17 protein-coding genes are annotated in these 17,256 nt (G+C 66.9%); 13 read left to right on the top strand and 4 right to left on the bottom strand.

Translation table 11 applies throughout. The annotated features are described in order from the left end of the window. Nucleotides 1–567 precede the first annotated feature (567 nt). Entirely contained in the window at nt 568–2,271 is a 1,704-nt protein-coding gene (locus AC5P66_RS12055; protein ID WP_049416826.1) for a proline--tRNA ligase, read from the top strand. Between the two features lie 221 nt (nt 2,272–2,492). After that, entirely contained in the window at nt 2,493–2,876 is a 384-nt protein-coding gene (locus tag AC5P66_RS12050) for an H-NS histone family protein (RefSeq protein ID WP_010480700.1), read from the top strand. Between the two features lie 109 nt (nt 2,877–2,985). Here AC5P66_RS12050 and AC5P66_RS12045 read toward each other — a convergent pair whose 3' ends face one another. Next, on the bottom strand, nt 2,986–4,245 hold the full coding sequence (locus AC5P66_RS12045) for a threonine/serine exporter family protein (RefSeq protein ID WP_046428410.1): 1,260 nt from the start codon (nt 4,243–4,245) through the stop codon (nt 2,986–2,988). A gap of 92 nt (nt 4,246–4,337) precedes the next feature. Here AC5P66_RS12045 and AC5P66_RS12040 point away from each other — a divergent pair, with 92 nt between their 5' ends. From AC5P66_RS12040 to AC5P66_RS12020, 5 genes are all read left to right on the top strand, one after another. Next, the gene (locus AC5P66_RS12040; protein WP_049416828.1) at nt 4,338–5,459 is read left to right on the top strand and encodes an MlaE family ABC transporter permease; all 1,122 of its coding nucleotides are present in this window, start codon (nt 4,338–4,340) and stop codon (nt 5,457–5,459) included. Between the two features lies 1 nt (nt 5,460). Beyond that, the gene (locus AC5P66_RS12035; protein WP_049440683.1) at nt 5,461–6,288 is read left to right on the top strand and encodes an ABC transporter ATP-binding protein; all 828 of its coding nucleotides are present in this window, start codon (nt 5,461–5,463) and stop codon (nt 6,286–6,288) included. A 3-nt stretch (nt 6,289–6,291) separates the two neighbouring features. Further along, nucleotides 6,292–7,218, top strand: coding sequence for an MlaD family protein (locus AC5P66_RS12030; protein ID WP_049416832.1), 927 nt, complete (start codon nt 6,292–6,294; stop codon nt 7,216–7,218). Further along, entirely contained in the window at nt 7,215–7,856 is a 642-nt protein-coding gene (locus tag AC5P66_RS12025; protein ID WP_099495420.1) for an ABC-type transport auxiliary lipoprotein family protein, read from the top strand. Before AC5P66_RS12030 ends, AC5P66_RS12025 begins: the two co-directional genes overlap by 4 nt. A gap of 80 nt (nt 7,857–7,936) precedes the next feature. Continuing rightward, nucleotides 7,937–8,899, top strand: a complete 963-nt coding sequence (locus tag AC5P66_RS12020; protein WP_158229309.1) for a glycosyltransferase family 2 protein — start codon at nt 7,937–7,939, stop codon at nt 8,897–8,899. Between the two features lie 6 nt (nt 8,900–8,905). On the opposite strand, the gene AC5P66_RS12015 is transcribed toward AC5P66_RS12020, so the two are convergent. The 3 genes from AC5P66_RS12015 to AC5P66_RS12005 are packed head-to-tail and all read right to left on the bottom strand — an operon-like array spanning nt 8,906 to nt 10,907. Then, a complete protein-coding gene (locus AC5P66_RS12015) occupies nt 8,906–9,493 on the bottom strand; it encodes an alpha-ketoglutarate-dependent dioxygenase AlkB family protein (protein WP_099486256.1) in 588 nt (195 codons plus the stop codon). 48 nt (nt 9,494–9,541) lie between these two features. Further along, complete coding sequence (locus tag AC5P66_RS12010) at nt 9,542–10,174, bottom strand: CoA transferase subunit B (protein WP_049440689.1); 633 nt, start codon at nt 10,172–10,174, stop codon at nt 9,542–9,544. A gap of 1 nt (nt 10,175) precedes the next feature. Beyond that, nucleotides 10,176–10,907: a CoA transferase subunit A gene (locus AC5P66_RS12005; protein WP_049416840.1), complete on the bottom strand. Its 732-nt coding sequence runs from the start codon at nt 10,905–10,907 to the stop codon at nt 10,176–10,178. Nucleotides 10,908–11,133: 226 nt separating this feature from the next. Between AC5P66_RS12005 and AC5P66_RS12000 the strand changes: the two genes are divergently transcribed. From AC5P66_RS12000 to AC5P66_RS11975, 6 genes are read left to right on the top strand one after another with little or no spacing between them, the layout of a single operon-like run. Further along, nucleotides 11,134–12,522, top strand: coding sequence for a UbiA family prenyltransferase (locus tag AC5P66_RS12000; protein WP_241895106.1), 1,389 nt, complete (start codon nt 11,134–11,136; stop codon nt 12,520–12,522). Further along, nucleotides 12,522–13,826, top strand: a complete 1,305-nt coding sequence (locus AC5P66_RS11995; RefSeq protein WP_099495419.1) for an FAD-binding oxidoreductase — start codon at nt 12,522–12,524, stop codon at nt 13,824–13,826. The genes AC5P66_RS12000 and AC5P66_RS11995 overlap by 1 nt, the downstream gene beginning before the upstream one ends. A gap of 2 nt (nt 13,827–13,828) precedes the next feature. Then, nucleotides 13,829–14,566 carry an SDR family oxidoreductase gene (locus AC5P66_RS11990; RefSeq protein WP_049440700.1) on the top strand — a complete coding sequence of 246 codons (738 nt, stop codon included), beginning with the start codon at nt 13,829–13,831 and terminating at the stop codon, nt 14,564–14,566. Between the two features lie 8 nt (nt 14,567–14,574). Then, nucleotides 14,575–15,522 (top strand): NAD-dependent epimerase/dehydratase family protein, encoded by a 948-nt coding sequence (locus AC5P66_RS11985; protein ID WP_198994656.1) that lies wholly within the window; start codon nt 14,575–14,577, stop codon nt 15,520–15,522. A gap of 2 nt (nt 15,523–15,524) precedes the next feature. Next, entirely contained in the window at nt 15,525–16,811 is a 1,287-nt protein-coding gene (locus tag AC5P66_RS11980) for an NAD(P)/FAD-dependent oxidoreductase (protein ID WP_495216380.1), read from the top strand. Further along, the gene (locus tag AC5P66_RS11975) at nt 16,808–17,200 is read left to right on the top strand and encodes a GtrA family protein (protein ID WP_495216378.1); all 393 of its coding nucleotides are present in this window, start codon (nt 16,808–16,810) and stop codon (nt 17,198–17,200) included. The genes AC5P66_RS11980 and AC5P66_RS11975 overlap by 4 nt, the downstream gene beginning before the upstream one ends. The last annotated feature ends 56 nt before the right edge of the window (nt 17,201–17,256 follow it).

The raw sequence follows: 17,256 nt of genomic DNA, 5'->3' as shown, positions 1-17,256 counted from the left end.
TTCCGGCGTGGGCGCCAAGCTACATGGCGATCGTCGAGATCCAGGCTTACACGGCGGCCCACGCCGGCTCTCGACACCTACGCTGCCAGATTCCGATCAGATAAGGCTTGGCAGCCGCATCCATGCGGCTGACACCCCGCAATCCGACACCGCCCCACCCCCGACAGATCCCCGGTGGCCAGTAGATCCACGCCATGCGTGGATGAAATCTGTCGGATCTCGAATTGAATCCGGGGTCAGATCCGTTTTCCTGCGGAGAACGGATCTGACCCCAGGAGCCATTCCGACAACTCGCAGGAAACTGTCGAAGGCGGGGTGGGTCCGGTTGCGGGGGCGTGAGCGCCATGGATGGCGCGACCGAGCCTCCATGGACGGATTTACGGCGTCCCCCGCAACCGGCCCCACCCCCGACATCCCACGGGAAACCCGCTGTTGCTTCGGCTGTTGCTTCTGAGTTGCCGGCCAGCGGCCGGCACTACCCGCAGGTGCAGGGCGCAGCCCTGCCGATACCCCTCCCCCCGGCCGGGCTGGCAGAATAGACGTCTCTGCCGTTATCCGAAGCCGACGATGCGCCTCTCCCAGTTCCACCTGCACACCACCAAGGAAACCCCCAGCGACGCCGAGCTGACCAGCCATCGGCTGATGCTGCGCGCGGGCATGATCCGCAAGCTTGCATCGGGCCTGTACACCTGGTCGCCGCTGGGCCTGCGCGTGCTGCGCAAGGTCGAGCGCATCGTTCGCGAGGAAATGGACCGGGCCGGCGCGGTGGAATTCCAGATCCCGACCATCCAGCCGAAGGAACTGTGGGAGCAGACCGGCCGCTGGCAGAAGTTCGGCCCGCAGCTGCTGAAGATCAAGGACCGCAAGGACCAGGTGTTCTGCTACAGCCCGACCGCCGAAGAAGCCGCCTGCGACTTCGCGCGCAGCGAGCTGTCCAGCTACAAGCAGCTGCCGGTGAACTTCTACCAGATTCAGACCAAGTTCCGCGACGAGATCCGCCCGCGCTTCGGCGTGATGCGCGCGCGCGAGTTCCTGATGAAGGACGCCTATTCGTTCCACCTGCACGATGAGTGCCTGGTGCGCGAGTACGAGAACATGAAGTCGGCCTACAGCCGCATCTTCACCCGCCTCGGCCTGGACTTCCGCATGGTGCAGGCGGACTCCGGCGCGATCGGTGGCGATGCTTCGCAGGAGTTCCACGTGATCGCCGACTCCGGCGAAGACGCACTGGTGTTCTCCACCGGTTCGGACTACGCGGCCAACATGGAGGCGGCGATCGCCGCCGATCCGGCACCGCGTGCGGCCGCCACCGAAACGATGCGCAAGGTGGATACCCCCACCCAGAAGACCTGCGAGGACGTCGCGGCCCTGCTCGGCATCGATCTGCAGCGCACGGTGAAGTCGGTGGCACTGATCGCCGGCGAAGGCGAGGCACAGCAGTTCGTGCTGGTGCTGGTGCGTGGCGACCATGAGGTCAACGAGATCAAGCTGGCCAAGGTGGCCGGGCTGGACGAGCAGCGCTTCGCCAGCGAGGCGGAAATCGCCGAGTACCTGGGCAGCGTGCCGGGCTTCCTCGGCCCGGTCGCCCCGGCCAAGGCCATCCGCGTGGTCGCCGATCGCGAAGTGGCGGCAATGGCCGACTTCGTCGTCGGCGCCAACGAGGCCGGTTTCCACCTGGCCGGCGTCAACTGGGGCCGCGACCTGCCGGAACCGGAAGTGGCCGACATCCGCAACGTGCGTGCCGGTGATCGTGCCGTGGACGGCGGTGAACTGAAGATCGCCCGTGGCATCGAAGTCGGCCACGTGTTCCAGCTGGGCCGCAAGTACGCCGAAGCGCTGGATGCCACCGTGCTGGATGAAAACGGCAAGGCGGCGGTGATGGCGATGGGCTGCTACGGCATCGGCATCTCGCGCGTGGTGGCTGCCGCGATCGAACAGAACCATGACGAGGCCGGCATCATCTGGCCGGACGCGATGGCGCCGTGGCAGGTCGTGGTGTGCGTGATCAACCCGAAGGGCGATGCCGCCGTGGCCGATGCCGCGGCCAGCCTGCTGCAGGAGCTGCGCGACGCGGGCTTGGACGCCGCGCTCGACGATCGCGGCCTGCGCCCGGGCGCGATGTTCGCCGACATGGAACTGATCGGCATCCCGCACCGCGTGGTGGTCAGCGAACGCGGCCTGGCCGCCGGTACCTACGAGTACCGCGCGCGCCGCGCCAGCGAGGCGGAGAGCCTGGACAAGGCCACCCTGCTGCAGCGACTGCAGGGCTGATCAGCAAAAACGACCGGGGCCTGCCCCGGTCTTTTTTTTGCCGCGGCCTTCCCCGATATTGCAGCGGACATAATCCGGTCAAAATCACCGCGACGGCGTCTGCATGCCGCCACGCCATGACCCGCCTGCATTTGTGCTGTGATTAATTCATCTCTATTCTGTCCGCCGACGCCATGGACTGGCTTGTCCCGTCCACACATTAGTTTCCGGAGTAACCGTAAATGAGCATTGACCTGACCGGCCTGTCAGCACGCGAGCTGGGCGCCCTGATCCGTACCGCGAAGAAGCAGCAGACCATCGTCGCCAAGCGCCGGCCGATCACCAAGGTCCGGGCCCAGCTGACCAAGCTGGCCAAGACCGAGGGTTACACCATCGAAGAACTGTTCGGCAGCGCCCCGGCCACGCGTGCCCGCAAGGCCGCCCCGGCCGCCAAGGCGCCGTCGAAGACCGCCGGCCGCAAGCTGGGCAAGGTTGCCCCGAAGTACCGCAACCCGGCCAACCCCAAGGAAACCTGGACCGGCCGTGGCAAGCAGCCGCGCTGGATGGCTGAACTGACCGCCAAGGGCAACAAGAAGCCGGAAGATTTCCTGATCAAGAAGGCCTGAGGCCGGATCGGGGAGCAATGAAAAACGCCGGCGATAGCCGGCGTTTTTTGTTTGTAGAGCCGAGCCCACGCTCGGCTATCCATATCCGAAGCCGAGCGTGGGCTCGGCTCTACAGGGTCTTGCGCGCCGGCATCAGCAGGTTGCCGAACAGCAGGCCCGCCACCAGCGCCATCACCACGTTGAGCACGGTGAGGAACACGCTCTGGCCGGCGCCCACGTCCTGCTGCTGGACCAGGGTCAGCACGCCACGCAGGCTGGTGCTGCCGGGCACCATCATGATGATGCCCGGCAGGCGGATGATCGCGCCCGGACGCCCGACCAGGCGTCCGAACAGGTTGCCGCCGGCGGTCAGCAGCATTGCCGACAGGAAGATACCGGCCGGTGCGCCCCAGGCATGGCCGCCGAACTTGGAGATCGCATAACCGGCCACCGAGGCGGCAATCACCCACGGATAATCGCGGCGATTGGCCTTGAACAGCATCGCGAAGGCAAACGCGGCGGTCAGCAGCGAGCCCCACTCCACCCACGGCCCCTGCGGCCGCGCGGCCCGGATCACCGGATCCAGGCCGAGCACATCGGCCAGGGTCACCGCGATCATCGCGCCGACGCTGAGCTTCATGATGGTGGTCAGCGCGCCGGCAAAGCGCGCGGTACCCGATACCCAGTGCTGGCTGGCCAGCTCATTGACCGCATTGGTCAGCGACATGCCGGGCAGCAGCACCACCAGCGAGGCGATGATCACCGTATTGAGGTTGAGCGCGCCGATGAAGGACGCCACCAGGGTGGCAACCATGCCGGCCAGCAGCGCGGCCAGTGCCTCGGCGGCTTCGCGGGTGGCCGGGCGGCGATCGGTGACCATGCCGAGCAGGCCGATCATCAGGCCGATGACACCGGCGGTGGCGATGTCCAGCCACGGCAGCTTCCACATGCCGGCCACGCCCGCCGCGCCGAGGGTGAACGACAGGATGGTGCGCAGCTTGCCGCGCCGGCCCGGATCCTTGTCCAGCTGGCGCAGCGCAGTGTGGCCCTGGGCGATGCTCATCCGCCCGTTGGACACCTCTTCGGCGATGTGGTCGGCAACGCTGAGCTTGTGCAGGTCGTTCTCACCCGGTGCCAGGCGGATCACGCGGGTGATGTCGCTGGAGCCGATCGCCTGGGCCGGATCGCTGAAGCTGAGAATGATACCGGTGGGATTCGACCACGGTTCACAATCCAGATCGAGCTGGCGGGCCAGTGCGACCACCGCCGTTTCCAGGCGCTGGGCCGTGGTGCCATAGCTGTGCAGGCGTCCGGCGATCTCGGAAACGAAGGCCACGCGCTGTGCGTAGGTGGCCTGGGGCGTGGGGATCGTGTGAGCATCTGCGGACATGCGCCGTAGTATTACCTACGCTGGGGCCCACCGGAGAAATTCATCCAAGTTCGACGCGAAGCCCGATACAGACCGGTTATGCTGCGACCCGAATGGCCCACGTCACCCCGAACCTCGCCCCCCAGCTCGAACAGGATGCCCACGACCCGGGCCTGATCCGCCTGTCCGGCACCTGGACCTTGAAGACCGCGCTGGCCGCGGCCGAAGTCCTGCGCGGCGTTCCCGACGCGCTGACCGGCATCGATGCCACCGGCATCGAGCAGCTCGATTCGGCCGGCGTGCTGCAGGTGCTGCGCGTGGCCCATCGCGCCGATCTCCACGAAGACGCGCTGCAGTTCCGCCCGGACCACCAGGCGCTGGTGTGCACCATCGAGGAAGTGGCCGATGACCGGCCCAAGGCCAAGCGCGATTTCGGCGTGCTGGCCGCGCTGGAGCGGCTGGGCGTCAGCGTCCACGCCACCGGCCACAACATCAAGGCCCTGTGCAGTTTCCTCGGCGAGAACCTGGTCAAGGCGGCGCGGCTGATCAAGGAACCCCGCCGCTTCCGGCTGACCGCCACCGTGCATCAGATGGAGCAGGTCGGGCTGGATGCGGTGCCGCTGGTGGCGTTGCTGTCCTACCTGGTGGGCGCGGTGATCGCGTTCCTCGGCTCGACCATCCTGCGCGACTTCGGCGCCGAGATCTACGTGGTCGAGCTGGTCAACATCGCCTTCCTGCGCGAGTTCGCCGTGCTGCTGACCGCGATCGTGCTGGCCGGCCGTACCGCCAGCGCGTTCACCGCGCAGATCGGTGCGATGAAGGCACGCGAGGAGATCGATGCGATGCGTACGCTGGGCCTGGACCCGGTCGACCTGCTGGTGCTGCCACGCTTGCTGGCGCTGCTGGTCACCCTGCCCTTGCTGACCTTCATTGCGATGATCGCCGGCCTGGCCGGCGGCATCACCGTCGGTGCGTTCGACCTCGACATCCCGCCGCAGATGTACATCGCGCGCATGCACGAGACGATGGAAGTGCGGCACCTGCTGGTGGGCCTGTCGAAGGCGCCGGTATTCGCCCTGGTGATCGGCCTGATCGGCTGCCTGGAGGGCCTGAAGGTCGAGGGCACCGCGCAGTCGGTCGGCGAGCGCACCACCTCCAGCGTGGTGCAGACGATCTCGCTGGTGATCATCATCGACGCCTTCGCGGCGTTGTGGTTCATGCACATGGACTGGTGACATGAGCACATCCGCCCTCCCCGAATCCATCGACATGCGCGACGACCAGGGCCACGAACTGGCCATCCGCGTGCGTGGCCTGGTCAACCGCTTCGGCAGCCAGACCGTGCACGAAGACCTGGATCTGGACGTACGCCGCGGCGAGATCCTGGGCGTGGTCGGTGGCTCGGGCACCGGCAAGTCGGTGCTGATGCGCTCGATCCTGGGCCTGCGTGTGCCGGATGCTGGGCAGATCGAAGTCCTCGGCCGCGATGCGCGTGCCGACGACGCCGAGAGCCGCCTGCACATCGAACGCAACACCGGCGTGCTGTTCCAGGACGGCGCCCTGTTCTCGTCGCTGACCGTGGGCGAGAACGTCCAGGTGCCGCTGAAGGAACACCACCGCGAACTGCCCGAGCGCTGGCACTACGAACTGGCGCTGCTGAAAGTGAAACTGGCCGGCCTGCCCGCCGACGCGATCAACAAGCTGCCCTCGCAGCTGTCCGGCGGCATGCGCAAGCGCGCCGGCCTGGCCCGGGCGCTGGCGCTGGATCCGCCGCTGCTGTTCCTGGACGAACCCACCGCCGGCCTCGACCCGATCGGCGCGGCGGCGTTCGACCGCCTGATCAAGACGCTGCAGGAAGCGCTGGGGCTGACCGTGTTCCTGATCACCCACGACCTGGACACGCTGTATGCGATCTGCGACCGGGTCGCGGTGATCGCCGACCGCAGGGTGGTGGCCAACGCCGCCTTGCCCGACATCGAGAAACTGGATCATCCGTGGATCCAGGAATACTTCCACGGACCCCGCGCGCGCGCCGCGCGTGGCGAACAGATCGAGAGTGCCTGAGCCATGGAAACCAAAGCCAACTACGTGCTGATCGGCGCGTTCACCCTGATCACCGGCCTGGCCCTGCTGGCCTTCGGCCTGTGGGCGGCCAAGTACTCCTCCGACCGCACCTGGCAGGAGTACCGCGTGGTGTTCCGCGAAGCGGTGACCGGCCTGTCGGTGGGCAGCCCGGTGCAGTACAACGGCATCGCGGTGGGCTCGATCACCGAACTGAACCTGGTGCCGGACGACCCGCGCCAGGTGGTTGCGCGCATCCGCCTGAACTCCAACACGCCGGTCAAGACCGATACCCGCGCCAAGCTGGCGATCACCAGCCTGACCGGCCCGTCGATCATCCAGCTCAGCGGCGGCACGCCCCAGTCGCCGGCGCTGACCACGGTCAACAAGGACCCGGCACCGATCATCCCGACCACGCCCTCGGCGCTGCAGAACATCACCGACGTCGCCAACCGCATCGTCGAGCGCATGGACCAGATCCTCAGCGACCGCAACGTGGCGTCGATCAACGCGACGCTGGCCAACCTGGAGACGATCAGCGGCGGCCTGGCCGACCGTGACCAGGGCACGCAGGCGCTGCTGCTCAGCGCGCGCGATGCCGCCCGCAGCCTGGACACCACGCTGAAGACCACCAACGGCACCATCGAGCGCCTGGACAAGAATCTTGTGCAGCAGCTGCCCGGCATCATCGACAAGCTCGACGCGACCCTGGCCAAGCTCGATTCGGCCGCCGGCAACGCCGATTCGATCCTTGGCGAGAACCGCGCCGCGATCAACAGCTTCGCCAACGATGGCCTCGGCCAGTTGGGCCCGACGCTGACCGAACTGCGTGGCCTGATCCGCGACCTGCGCCGGGTCAGCGACCGCCTCGAGAACAACCCCGCGCGCTACCTGCTGGGCCGCGACGCACCGAAGGAGTTCGAACCCAAATGAGCCCGACCACCCTTCCGCGCCTGCTGCTGGCCGCTTCGATGGTCACCCTGCTGGGTGGCTGCTCCATCCTCGGCAGCAGCGAGAAAACCGCGGTGACGCTGTACTCGCCGTCCGTGCAGGTCAAGGCGGACCCGGCGTGGCCGCAGGCCAGCTGGCAGCTGGTGCTGGCCAAGCCCAGCGCCGCGCGCATGGTCGACAGCCCGCGCATCAATGTGCGCCCGACACCATCCCAGCTTGAGATCTACAAGGGGGCCAGCTGGGCGCAGCCGGCCACCGACATGATCGAGGACACTTTGCTGCGTGGCTTCGAGGATTCCGGCCGCATCCGCGGCGTGGCCCGCAGCACCGCCGGCATCCGCGCCGACTACAAGCTGTCCACCGACGTGCGCCGCTTCGAATCGGATTACCAGGGGCAGGCCACGCCGACCGTGGTGATCGAGGTCAACGCCAAGCTGATCCACGTCGCCGACCAGCGCGTGGTGGCCGACCGCACCTTCCGCCAGGCGCAGCCGGTCGGCAGCACCGATGTGCCGGCGGTGACCGCGGCGTTCGAGCGCGGCCTGCAGCAGCTGGCACAGGACGTCGTCGGCTGGACGTTGCAGAGCGGACAGGCCGATCAGCCAACTGTTGCGCACTGATGGCAGCCTCGCCAGGCACGCCCGGCGAGGCCCCAGTGGGTACGTGCGATAATGACGAATCACGGTCTCTTGCCACACTGATGCCCGCATCCGTCTCCATCGCCGTCTGCACGTACAACGGTGAGCGCTTCCTGCAGGAGCAGCTCGACAGTCTGCTGGCACAGACACGCCGCCCCAACCAGATCGTGATCCGGGACGATCTATCAACTGATGGCACCTTGGCGTTGCTGCAGGCCTTTGTGCCACGTGCCGAAGCTGCGGGCATTACCGTGGACCTGCAGGTGAACCCACAGAACGTCGGCTATCGACGGAACTTCGATGGTGCGCTGCGTGCCTGCACTGGCGAGATCATCTTCCTGTGCGACCAGGATGATGTATGGCATGCCAACAAGATAGCGCGCTTCTGCACCGAGTTCGGTGCGCGGCCTGGCTTGCTTGCCCTGCACTGCAATGCTCAGTTGATCGATGAGGCCGGGCAGCCGCTGCAGCAGACATTGTTCGATGCGCTGCGTTACCTGCCCGAGGATCTGGCGCGCATGCATGCCGGCGGCGGCTTCCGTCTGATGCTCAAGCGAAACCTGATGACGGGCGCGGCGATGGCGTTCCGTCATTCGGTGCTGGCCGATGCTCTGCCACTACCGGACAAGGACTGGGTGCACGATGCCTGGATCGGCACGCTGGCAGCCATGCGTGGGGACATCGACAGCCTTCCCGAGGCACTCATCGGCTATCGCCTGCACAGCGGCAACCAGTTGGGCCTGGGCGGCAATGACACGGCGCCACGCGCGGTGCGACGCAAGCGGCAACTGGAGACCGAGTGTGCGCAATCGGGCTTGTTGCTGGCGCGCGGACGCGAACTGAGCCTGCCCCAGCCATTGCTGGCGTGGGTGGAGCGCAAGCAGCATCACGTTTCGGTACGAGCGACGCTGCCCACCTCCCGCATACGGCGTTTGCCGGTCGTGATGGGGCAATTGCTCTCCGGAAACTACAGCAATTTCGGTCGCGGCCTGCTGTCAGCCTGCATCGATCTGGTACGCGCGTGATTTCTTTCAGCTGGGCTGGATCCAGCGGAACGTCAGGTTGATCCGCTCGCCCTGCACCCGCGCCATCTTCGGCAGCGCGTGCTGGTAGAAGCGCTGGGTCTGCCCGGCCATCAGCAGCAGGTCACCGTGGCCCAGCACGAATTCGGCCTTGCGCGCCGTATCGTCGCGTCGGCGCAGCAGGAAACGCCGCGCGGCGCCCAGGCTCAGCGACGCGATCACCGGGGCCGGTCCCAGCTCCGGCTCGTCATCGCTGTGCCAGCCCATGGAGTCACCCCCGCTGCGATAGCGGTTCAGCAGCACGCTGTTGAAGCGGCCGTGGCCTTCGGCCTGCAGGCGCTCGCGCACGGCCTGCAACACGGGCGGCCACGGATGCGGCACGAACTCGGCACCGGAATAGCGGTAGCGGGCCTGCGGATCGCCGATCCAGCAGCTCAGTCGCGGCGAATCCACCCAGTTGCCGAACATCCGGATGCGGTGGACCTCCCACGGCACGTCGGCCTGCAGCGCCCCCATGAGCCGGTCAGCGTCGGCAGCGGCCAGCCAGCCCGGCAGGTGCTGGACGTCGGCGTCGGGCAGGTCGTGGGGGAACAGCATGGCGGCACCTCAAGAAACAGGGCGGCACGCTTGGCCGCCCTTGCAGCCTCAGCCGCGCTGGAACGCGACGCCGGTCTTTTCCTCCAGCTCTTGATCGCTGACACCCGGCGCGGCCTCCACCAGCAGCAGGCCCTTGTCAGTCACGTCGAACACGGCCAGATCGGTGATGATCCGGTCGACCACGCCCACGCCAGTCAACGGCAGCGTGCATTCGGCCAGGATCTTGTGCTCGCCGTTCTTGGCGGTGTGCTCCATCAGTACCACCACGCGCTGCACGCCGGCGACCAGGTCCATCGCGCCGCCCATGCCCTTGACCATCTTGCCGGGCACCATCCAGTTGGCCAGATCGCCCTTGTCGGTGACCTGCATGGCGCCGAGGATGGCCAGATTGACGTGACCACCGCGGATCATCGCGAAGCTGTCGTGGCTGCCGAAGTAGCTGGCGCCCGCACGTGCGGTGACCGTCTGCTTGCCGGCGTTGATCAGGTCGGCGTCGACCTCGGCGTCGGTCGGGAACGGGCCAATGCCGAGCAGGCCGTTCTCCGACTGCAGCCACACATCCACGCCGTCGGGAATGTGGTTGGCGACCAGGGTCGGCAGGCCGATGCCAAGGTTCACGTAGGCACCATCGGTCAGTTCCTGGGCGGCACGGGCCGCCATTTCATCGCGGGTCCACGCCATGTCAGTTGCCCTCCGCGCGGATGGTGCGCTGTTCGATTCGCTTCTCAGGATGCGCGTTGTGCACGATGCGGTGCACATAGATGCCCGGCAGGTGAACCTGGTCCGGATCAATCGCACCGACCGGCACCACGTCCTCCACTTCCACGATGCAGACCTTGCCGGCCATCGCGCAGGCCGGGTTGAAGTTGCGCGCGGTCTTGCGGAACACCAGGTTGCCAGCCTCGTCGGCCTTCCAGGCCTTGACCAGCGCCACGTCGGCGCGCAGCGCGGTCTCCATCACGTAGTGCTTGCCGTCGAACTCGCGGGTTTCCTTGCCCTCGGCCACCACCGTGCCGTAGCCGGTGGCGGTGAAGAACGCCGGAATACCCGCGCCACCGGCACGCAAGCGCTCGGCCAGCGTGCCCTGCGGGTTGAACTCCAGTTCCAGCTCGCCGGCCAAGAACTGCCGCTCGAATTCCTTGTTCTCGCCCACGTAGGACGAAATCATCTTCTTGATCTGCCGCGTTTCCAGCAGCTGGCCCAGCCCGAAGCCATCGACGCCGGCATTGTTGGAGATCACGGTCAGGCCCTTGACGCCACTGTCGCGCAGCGCAGCGATCAGCGCCTCGGGAATGCCGCACAGGCCAAAGCCGCCCACGGCCAGGGTCTGCCCATCGGCGACCACCCCCTGCAGGGCCTCCGCCGCACTGGCGAAGCGCTTGCCGCGCTTTCCGCCGGAAGTCGATTGCTGCATTGCTGTAGTACCCTGCGAATGGATAAGCGCATTCTAGCCGCAGGCCTGCATCCGGCGGGTTTGCGGCGCAGCAAACCGCGCGGATGCAGCGGCCCGGGGCCGGGATGCCGCTTTCTGGCCCACGACCCAACGCGGATACAATGGTCGATCCCGCCGCGTCAGCCCGCGAACGATGCCCCCAGCGCCTCCTGCCCCCTCCCCTGCAGCCCACGACCGCGCCCTGTGCGTGGACCTGGATGGCACGCTGCTGGACACGGACCTCCTGTATGAGTCACTGCTGGTGCTGTTGGCGCGCAATCCGTTGTACCTGTTCCTGCTGCCGTTCTGGCTGCTGCAGGGCAAGGCCGCACTGAAGCGGCAGATCGCTGCACGCGCCACCGTCGATCCATGCCACCTGCCGTACAACCCAAAGGTACTGCAACTGCTGCGCGACACGCCGCAGCGCCCGCGGGTGCTGTGTACCGCCTCGGACCAGCTGCTGGTCGCGCCGATCGCCGCACATCTGGGCCTGTTTGAACAGGTCATCGCCAGCGACGGCCAGCGCAACCTGTCCGGCCCCAACAAGGCGCAGGCCCTGGTGGATGCGTTTGGCGAGCGCGGTTTCGACTACGCCGGCAATGGCACGGTCGACCTGGCAGTCTGGGCACGCGCCGCAGGCGCCTGGGTGGTCAACAACGGCAGCGCACTGGCGGGCGCCGCAGCGCAACGCACGCAGGTACTGGGGCACTGGCCTGCACCGTCCAGGCGGCAGGCGTGGTTGAAGGCGCTGCGTCCGCACCAGTGGCTGAAGAACCTGCTGGTGTTCGTTCCGCTGTTGACCGCCCACCGCTTCCTGGAAGCACCGGCAGTGGCCGATGCGCTGCTGGCCTTTGCGGCCTTCAGCCTGTGCGCCTCCGGCGTCTATGTCCTCAACGACCTGCTCGACCTTGATGCAGATCGCCGCCATCCGCGCAAGCGCCATCGCCCTTTTGCTGCCGGTCGCTTGCCGCTGCTGCACGGCCTGGTTGCGGGCCCGCTGCTGACGCTGTGCGGGCTGGCCGTTGCACTGGCCTGCAGCCCGGCATTCGCCGCAGTGCTGGCGGGCTACTACGCGCTGACCGTCGCCTACTCGTTGCGCCTGAAGCGCATCGTCATGCTCGACGTGGTGCTGCTGGCCAGCCTCTACACCCTGCGCATCATCGGCGGAACCGTGGCCATCGGTGCGGAACTGTCGTTCTGGCTGCTGGCCTTCAGCATGTTCATTTTCCTCTCGCTGGCACTGCTCAAGCGCTATACCGAACTGCACGCGGTGCTGGCACGTGGCAAGACCCGCGCCAACGGCCGTGGCTACGGCGTGGAAGACCTGCCGCTGCTGCAGTCGCTGGGCGCGGCCGCCGGCTACTGCGCCGTCCTGGTGATGGCGCTGTACATCAACAGCCCCGATAGCGTGGAGCTGTACCGCAACCCGAAGCTGCTGTGGTTCATCTGCCCGGTCCTGCTGTACTGGGTCAGCCGCGCCTGGGTGATCGCGCATCGCGGCAACATGCACGATGACCCGATCGTGTTTGCCGCCACGGATCGGCCCAGCCAGGTGGTGGCCGTGCTGTGCGCCGGGTTTGCCCTGGTGGCGATCTGATGCGGGCCGACGCGCATTCCTGGGGGCGATATCCGCGCGCGCCACAGTCGCTGGTCAGGGTGCACGATCGGCTCGCCACGCTGCCAACCTTCGAGGGCACTGCGTTGCCTCATGGTAACGGACGCAGCTATGGCGACAGCTGCCAGAATCCGGGGGCCACCCTGCTGGACTGTCGCGGTCTGGACCGCTTCATCGCCTTTGACCCGGCCAGCGGACGGCTGCACTGCGAAGCTGGCGTCACCCTGGGTGAGATCATCGCGCTCGTTCTGCCGCAAGGCTGGTTCCTGCCGGTTACCCCAGGCACGCGTCACGTCACCGTGGGCGGTGCGATCGGCAATGATGTGCATGGCAAGAATCATCATCTGGCCGGCAGCTTCGGTCACCACGTGCTGTCCTTGGAGCTGCTGCGCAGCGACGGCGAACGCCGCGTGTGCCGGCCTGGCGATGGCGACGGTTGGTTCGAAGCAACCGTCGGTGGGCTTGGCCTGACCGGACTGGTCACCCATGCCGAGTTGCAGCTGCGCCGCGTGCCGGGCAGCAGCCTTGAGGTGGAGAACATCCGTTTCTCCAGCCTGGCCGACTTCTTCGCATTGTCACAGGACAGCAGCGAAAGCCACGAGTACAGTGTTGCGTGGATCGACTGCCTGGCACGTGGCCGCGCCCTCGGCCGCGGGCATTTCACCCGTGCCAACCATGCCGTGCAACCGGTCGACGAACGCCCGGCCACGCCCCGCCGGCAGTGGAAGATGCCGCTGACACCCCCGATATCACTGGTCAACCGGCTCACCCTGCGCCCGTTCAATACGCTCTATTACCGGCGCCAGCCGGCGCAACGCCGACGCCAGGTCTCGCACCTGCTGCCCTTTTTTTATCCGCTTGATGGCATCAGCCAGTGGAACCGGATGTATGGTCCGGCCGGCTTCGTGCAGTACCAGTGCGTGCTGCCACCGCACGCGGCCGCAGATGGAGTTCCCGCCCTGTTGCAGGAAATCGCCCGCAGTGGCCAGGGTTCGTTCCTGGCGGTGCTCAAGCAGTTCGGCACGCGGCCGTCCCTTGGCATGTTGTCCTTCCCGCGCCCGGGTACCACCCTGGCCCTGGACTTCCCCAACACCGGCGAGGCGTTGTGGGCCCTGCTGCAGCGCCTGGACCAGATCGTCGATGCCGCGGGCGGTGCCCAGTACCCGGCCAAGGATGCGCGGATGACCGCCGCCTCGTTCCAGCAGGCGTACCCGCGCTGGCGGGACTTCAGCCGATTCATCGATCCACGTTTCTCGTCCGGCTTCTGGCGCCGGGTCACGGAGTAAGCATGCAGAACGTCCTCATCATCGGCGCCACCTCCGCGATCGCCGAAGCCGTCGCACGGCGTTACGCCGCACGCGGCGCGGCGCTGTTCCTGGTCGCTCGCCGTTCCGAACGGCTCGCCGCCATCGCCGACGACCTGCGCGTGCGCGGTGCACGCGCCACGCACGCTTCTTCGATGGACATCAACGATCTGGCCGCCCACGCCGAGCTGCTGGCGCAGGCCTGGCAGGCGCTGGGACGGGTGGATGTGGTGCTGGTTGCACATGGCACGCTGCCCGACCAGGCAGCGTGTGAGGCCTCGGTGGAAGCCTGCATGGCCGAGTTCGCCACCAATGGCACCTCCACCCTGGCCCTGCTGGGGCCTGTGGCCAATCGGCTGGCCGACGCCGGCAGCGGCGCGCTGGCGGTGATCACTTCGGTGGCCGGTGACCGCGGCCGCCAGAGCAACTACGTCTACGGCGCCGCCAAGGCTGCGGTCAGCACCTACCTCAGTGGCCTGCGCCAACGCCTGGCCAAGCAGGGTGTGGCGGTGGTCGACATCCGCCCCGGCTTCGTCGACACGCCGATGACGGCCCACCTGCGCAAGGGCCCATTGTGGGCAACGCCGGACCAGGTCGCACGCCGCATCGTCGCCGGCATCGGCCGCGGCACCCCGGTGCTGTATGCCCCGGGCTTCTGGCGGTTGATCATGACGGTGATCCGCCTGCTGCCGCAGGCCCTCTTCAACAGGATCTCGCTGTGAGCACTGCAATGGACTCCGTGCTGGAGCAGAAGATCATCATTCCCGGTGGTGCCGGCCTGGTCGGCCAGAACCTGGTCGCCATCCTCAGGCGCCAGGGCTATCGCCGGCTGGTGGTGATCGACAAGCACGCTGCCAATCTCGGGGTGCTCGCGCGTCTGCATCCGGATGTGGTGACCGAACACGCCGACCTCGCCGAACCTGGCGCCTGGGAGCGCCATTTCGCCGGTGCCGACGCCGTGGTGATGCTGCAGGCGCAGATCGGCGGCACCGATCCGCTGCCATTCGTGCGCAACAACATCACTGCCACCGACCTCATCCTGGATGCCATCGAGCGCCACGCCGTGCCCTACACGGTGCACGTCAGCTCCTCGGTGGTCTGTTCGGTGGCCGATGACGATTACACCCGCACCAAGCGTGAGCAGGAGCAACGGGTCGCCGCGCGCGGCATTCCATCGGTCATCCTGCGCCCGACCCTGATGTTCGGCTGGTTCGACCGAAAGCACCTGGGATGGCTGTCGCGCTTCATGCGCAGGGTTCCGGTATTCCCGATTCCCGGCGATGGCCGCTACATGCGCCAGCCACTGTATGCCGGCGATTTCGCCACCATCATCGCCAGCTGCCTGCGTTCGCGCATTGCGGGTCAGCGCTACAACATCACCGGCCTGGAGAAGGTCGACTACATCGACATCATCCGCCAGATCAAGCGCAGCACGCGTGCCCGCACCCTGCTGCTGCACATCCCCTACCGCCTGTTCCGCCTGCTGCTGAGGACCTGGGCGCTGTTCGACCGCGACCCACCATTCACCGCAGCGCAGCTGCAGGCGCTGGTGGCCCATGATGAGTTCGAAGTCATCGACTGGCCTTCGATCTTCAACGTAAGGCCGACGCCCTTCGCGCAGGCCATCGACGCCACCTTCAACGACCCTGAGTACGGCGACATCGCCCTGGAGTTCTGATCATGAGCGAGCGCATCGCCGTTCTCGGCGCCGGCCCCATGGGTCTTGCCGTGGCTTACCAGCTGGCCCGCGACGGCCATCAGCCCGTGGTGTTCGAAGCCGATGACCGCGTTGGCGGAATGACCGCGAGCTTCGACTTCGGCGGCATGCCGATCGAGCGCTACTACCACTTCCATTGCACCTCCGATCACGATTTCCTGGCCGTACTCGACGAGTTGGGGCTGGGCGAACGCATGCGCTGGACCGAGACCCGCATGGGCTACTGGTTCGGCAAGCGCCTGCAGCCGTGGGGCAACCCGATCGCCCTGCTGCGCTTCAGGGGCCTGGGGCTGATGGCCAAGATCCGTTACGGCCTGCATGCTTTCGTGTGCACGCGCCGCAACGACTGGCGCCCGCTGGACCACGTTGAAGCCTCGTCCTGGATCCGGCGCTGGGTTGGCGCCGAAGCCTATGAAACACTGTGGCGCCGGTTGTTCGACTACAAGTTCTACGACTATGCCGGCAACCTGTCCGCGGCCTGGATCTGGAGCCGGATCCGGCGCATCGGGCGCTCCCGTTACAGCCTGATGCGCGAAAAGCTCGGATATCTGGAAGGGGGTTCATCCACCCTGCTCGATGCCCTGCACGCGGACATCCAGCGCCATGGTGGCGAGGTGCGGCTGTCCAGCCCGGTGCAACGCATCGTGATCGAGGAAGGCCGCGTGCGCGGCGTCCAGGTCGGCGGCGAGCATCTGCCCTTCGACAAGGTCATTTCCACGGTACCGCTGCCGTTCGTGCCACGCCTGGCGCCGGACCTGCCGGAGTCCATCCTGGCGAAGTTCCGCGCCTTGAACAACATTGCGGTGGTCTGCGTGATCGCCAAGCTGCGCAGGCCGGTCTCGGCCAACTTCTGGGTCAACACCAACGACCCGGACATGGACATCCCCGGCATCGTCGAGTACACCAACCTGCGCCCGATGGATGCACATATCGTCTACGTGCCGTTCTACATGCCCGGCGAGCACGAGCGTTATGGCGACAGCGACGACGTGTTCGCCGACAAGGTGCGCCGCTACCTGTGCATGATCAATCCGCAGTTGGGCGCGGATGACTTCATCGACGTGCGGGTCAGCCGCTACCGCCACGCGCAGCCGATCTGCGAGCCGGGCTTCCTGGACCGGCTGCCGCCGCGCCGGCTGCCGGTGGAAGGACTGTGGGTGGCCGATACCTCGCACTACTACCCCGAAGACCGCGGCATCTCCGAGAGCATCGGCTTTGGGCGTGCCATGGCCCGCGAGGCGGTGGCGTGACCCTGTCCCGCCCGTTCCTGCTGTTCCTGCTCGCCGGCGGCACCGCTGCGCTGGCCAACATCCTGTCGCGCATGCTGTACAGCCACTGGATGCCGTTCACCCCGGCGATCATCGCCGCCTACCTCACCGGCATGGTCACCGCCTTCGTGCTGACCCGCTGGTTGGTGTTTTCCGGCAGCACACGCCCCCTGCACCACTCGGCGTTCTACTTCGTGCTGGTCAACCTGTTCGCGGTGGCCCAGACCTGGCTGGTCTCCACCCTGCTGGCCTACCACGTGCTGCCATGGCTGGGCGTGGACCTGCTGCGCCTGGAGATCGCCCACGTGGTAGGTGTGGCGGTGCCGGTGGTGTCCAGCTACTTCGGCCACAAATACCTGTCGTTCCGATGACTGCCCGGGAACGCTGTTTCCAGAAAACGGTTCCCACACATCCGTGGCCGTAAACT

The sequence above is a fragment of the Stenotrophomonas sp. YJH_SMC_122 genome, assembly GCF_059369535.1.
This window is presented reverse-complemented; position numbering and strand designations above follow the sequence as displayed.

What these genes read in the sequence shown, in the direction of transcription:
- AC5P66_RS12055 (WP_049416826.1), top strand. Translation starts at nt 568, where the DNA reads ATGCGCCTCTCCCAGTTCCACCTGCACACCACCAAGGAAACCCCCAGC.
- AC5P66_RS12050 (WP_010480700.1), top strand. Translation starts at nt 2,493, where the DNA reads ATGAGCATTGACCTGACCGGCCTGTCAGCACGCGAGCTGGGCGCCCTG.
- AC5P66_RS12045 (WP_046428410.1), bottom strand. Translation starts at nt 4,245, where the DNA reads ATGTCCGCAGATGCTCACACGATCCCCACGCCCCAGGCCACCTACGCA.
- AC5P66_RS12040 (WP_049416828.1), top strand. Translation starts at nt 4,338, where the DNA reads ATGGCCCACGTCACCCCGAACCTCGCCCCCCAGCTCGAACAGGATGCC.
- AC5P66_RS12035 (WP_049440683.1), top strand. Translation starts at nt 5,461, where the DNA reads ATGAGCACATCCGCCCTCCCCGAATCCATCGACATGCGCGACGACCAG.
- AC5P66_RS12030 (WP_049416832.1), top strand. Translation starts at nt 6,292, where the DNA reads ATGGAAACCAAAGCCAACTACGTGCTGATCGGCGCGTTCACCCTGATC.
- AC5P66_RS12025 (WP_099495420.1), top strand. Translation starts at nt 7,215, where the DNA reads ATGAGCCCGACCACCCTTCCGCGCCTGCTGCTGGCCGCTTCGATGGTC.
- AC5P66_RS12020 (WP_158229309.1), top strand. Translation starts at nt 7,937, where the DNA reads ATGCCCGCATCCGTCTCCATCGCCGTCTGCACGTACAACGGTGAGCGC.
- AC5P66_RS12015 (WP_099486256.1), bottom strand. Translation starts at nt 9,493, where the DNA reads ATGCTGTTCCCCCACGACCTGCCCGACGCCGACGTCCAGCACCTGCCG.
- AC5P66_RS12010 (WP_049440689.1), bottom strand. Translation starts at nt 10,174, where the DNA reads ATGGCGTGGACCCGCGATGAAATGGCGGCCCGTGCCGCCCAGGAACTG.
- AC5P66_RS12005 (WP_049416840.1), bottom strand. Translation starts at nt 10,907, where the DNA reads ATGCAGCAATCGACTTCCGGCGGAAAGCGCGGCAAGCGCTTCGCCAGT.
- AC5P66_RS11995 (WP_099495419.1), top strand. Translation starts at nt 12,522, where the DNA reads ATGCGGGCCGACGCGCATTCCTGGGGGCGATATCCGCGCGCGCCACAG.
- AC5P66_RS11990 (WP_049440700.1), top strand. Translation starts at nt 13,829, where the DNA reads ATGCAGAACGTCCTCATCATCGGCGCCACCTCCGCGATCGCCGAAGCC.
- AC5P66_RS11985 (WP_198994656.1), top strand. Translation starts at nt 14,575, where the DNA reads ATGGACTCCGTGCTGGAGCAGAAGATCATCATTCCCGGTGGTGCCGGC.
- AC5P66_RS11980 (WP_495216380.1), top strand. Translation starts at nt 15,525, where the DNA reads ATGAGCGAGCGCATCGCCGTTCTCGGCGCCGGCCCCATGGGTCTTGCC.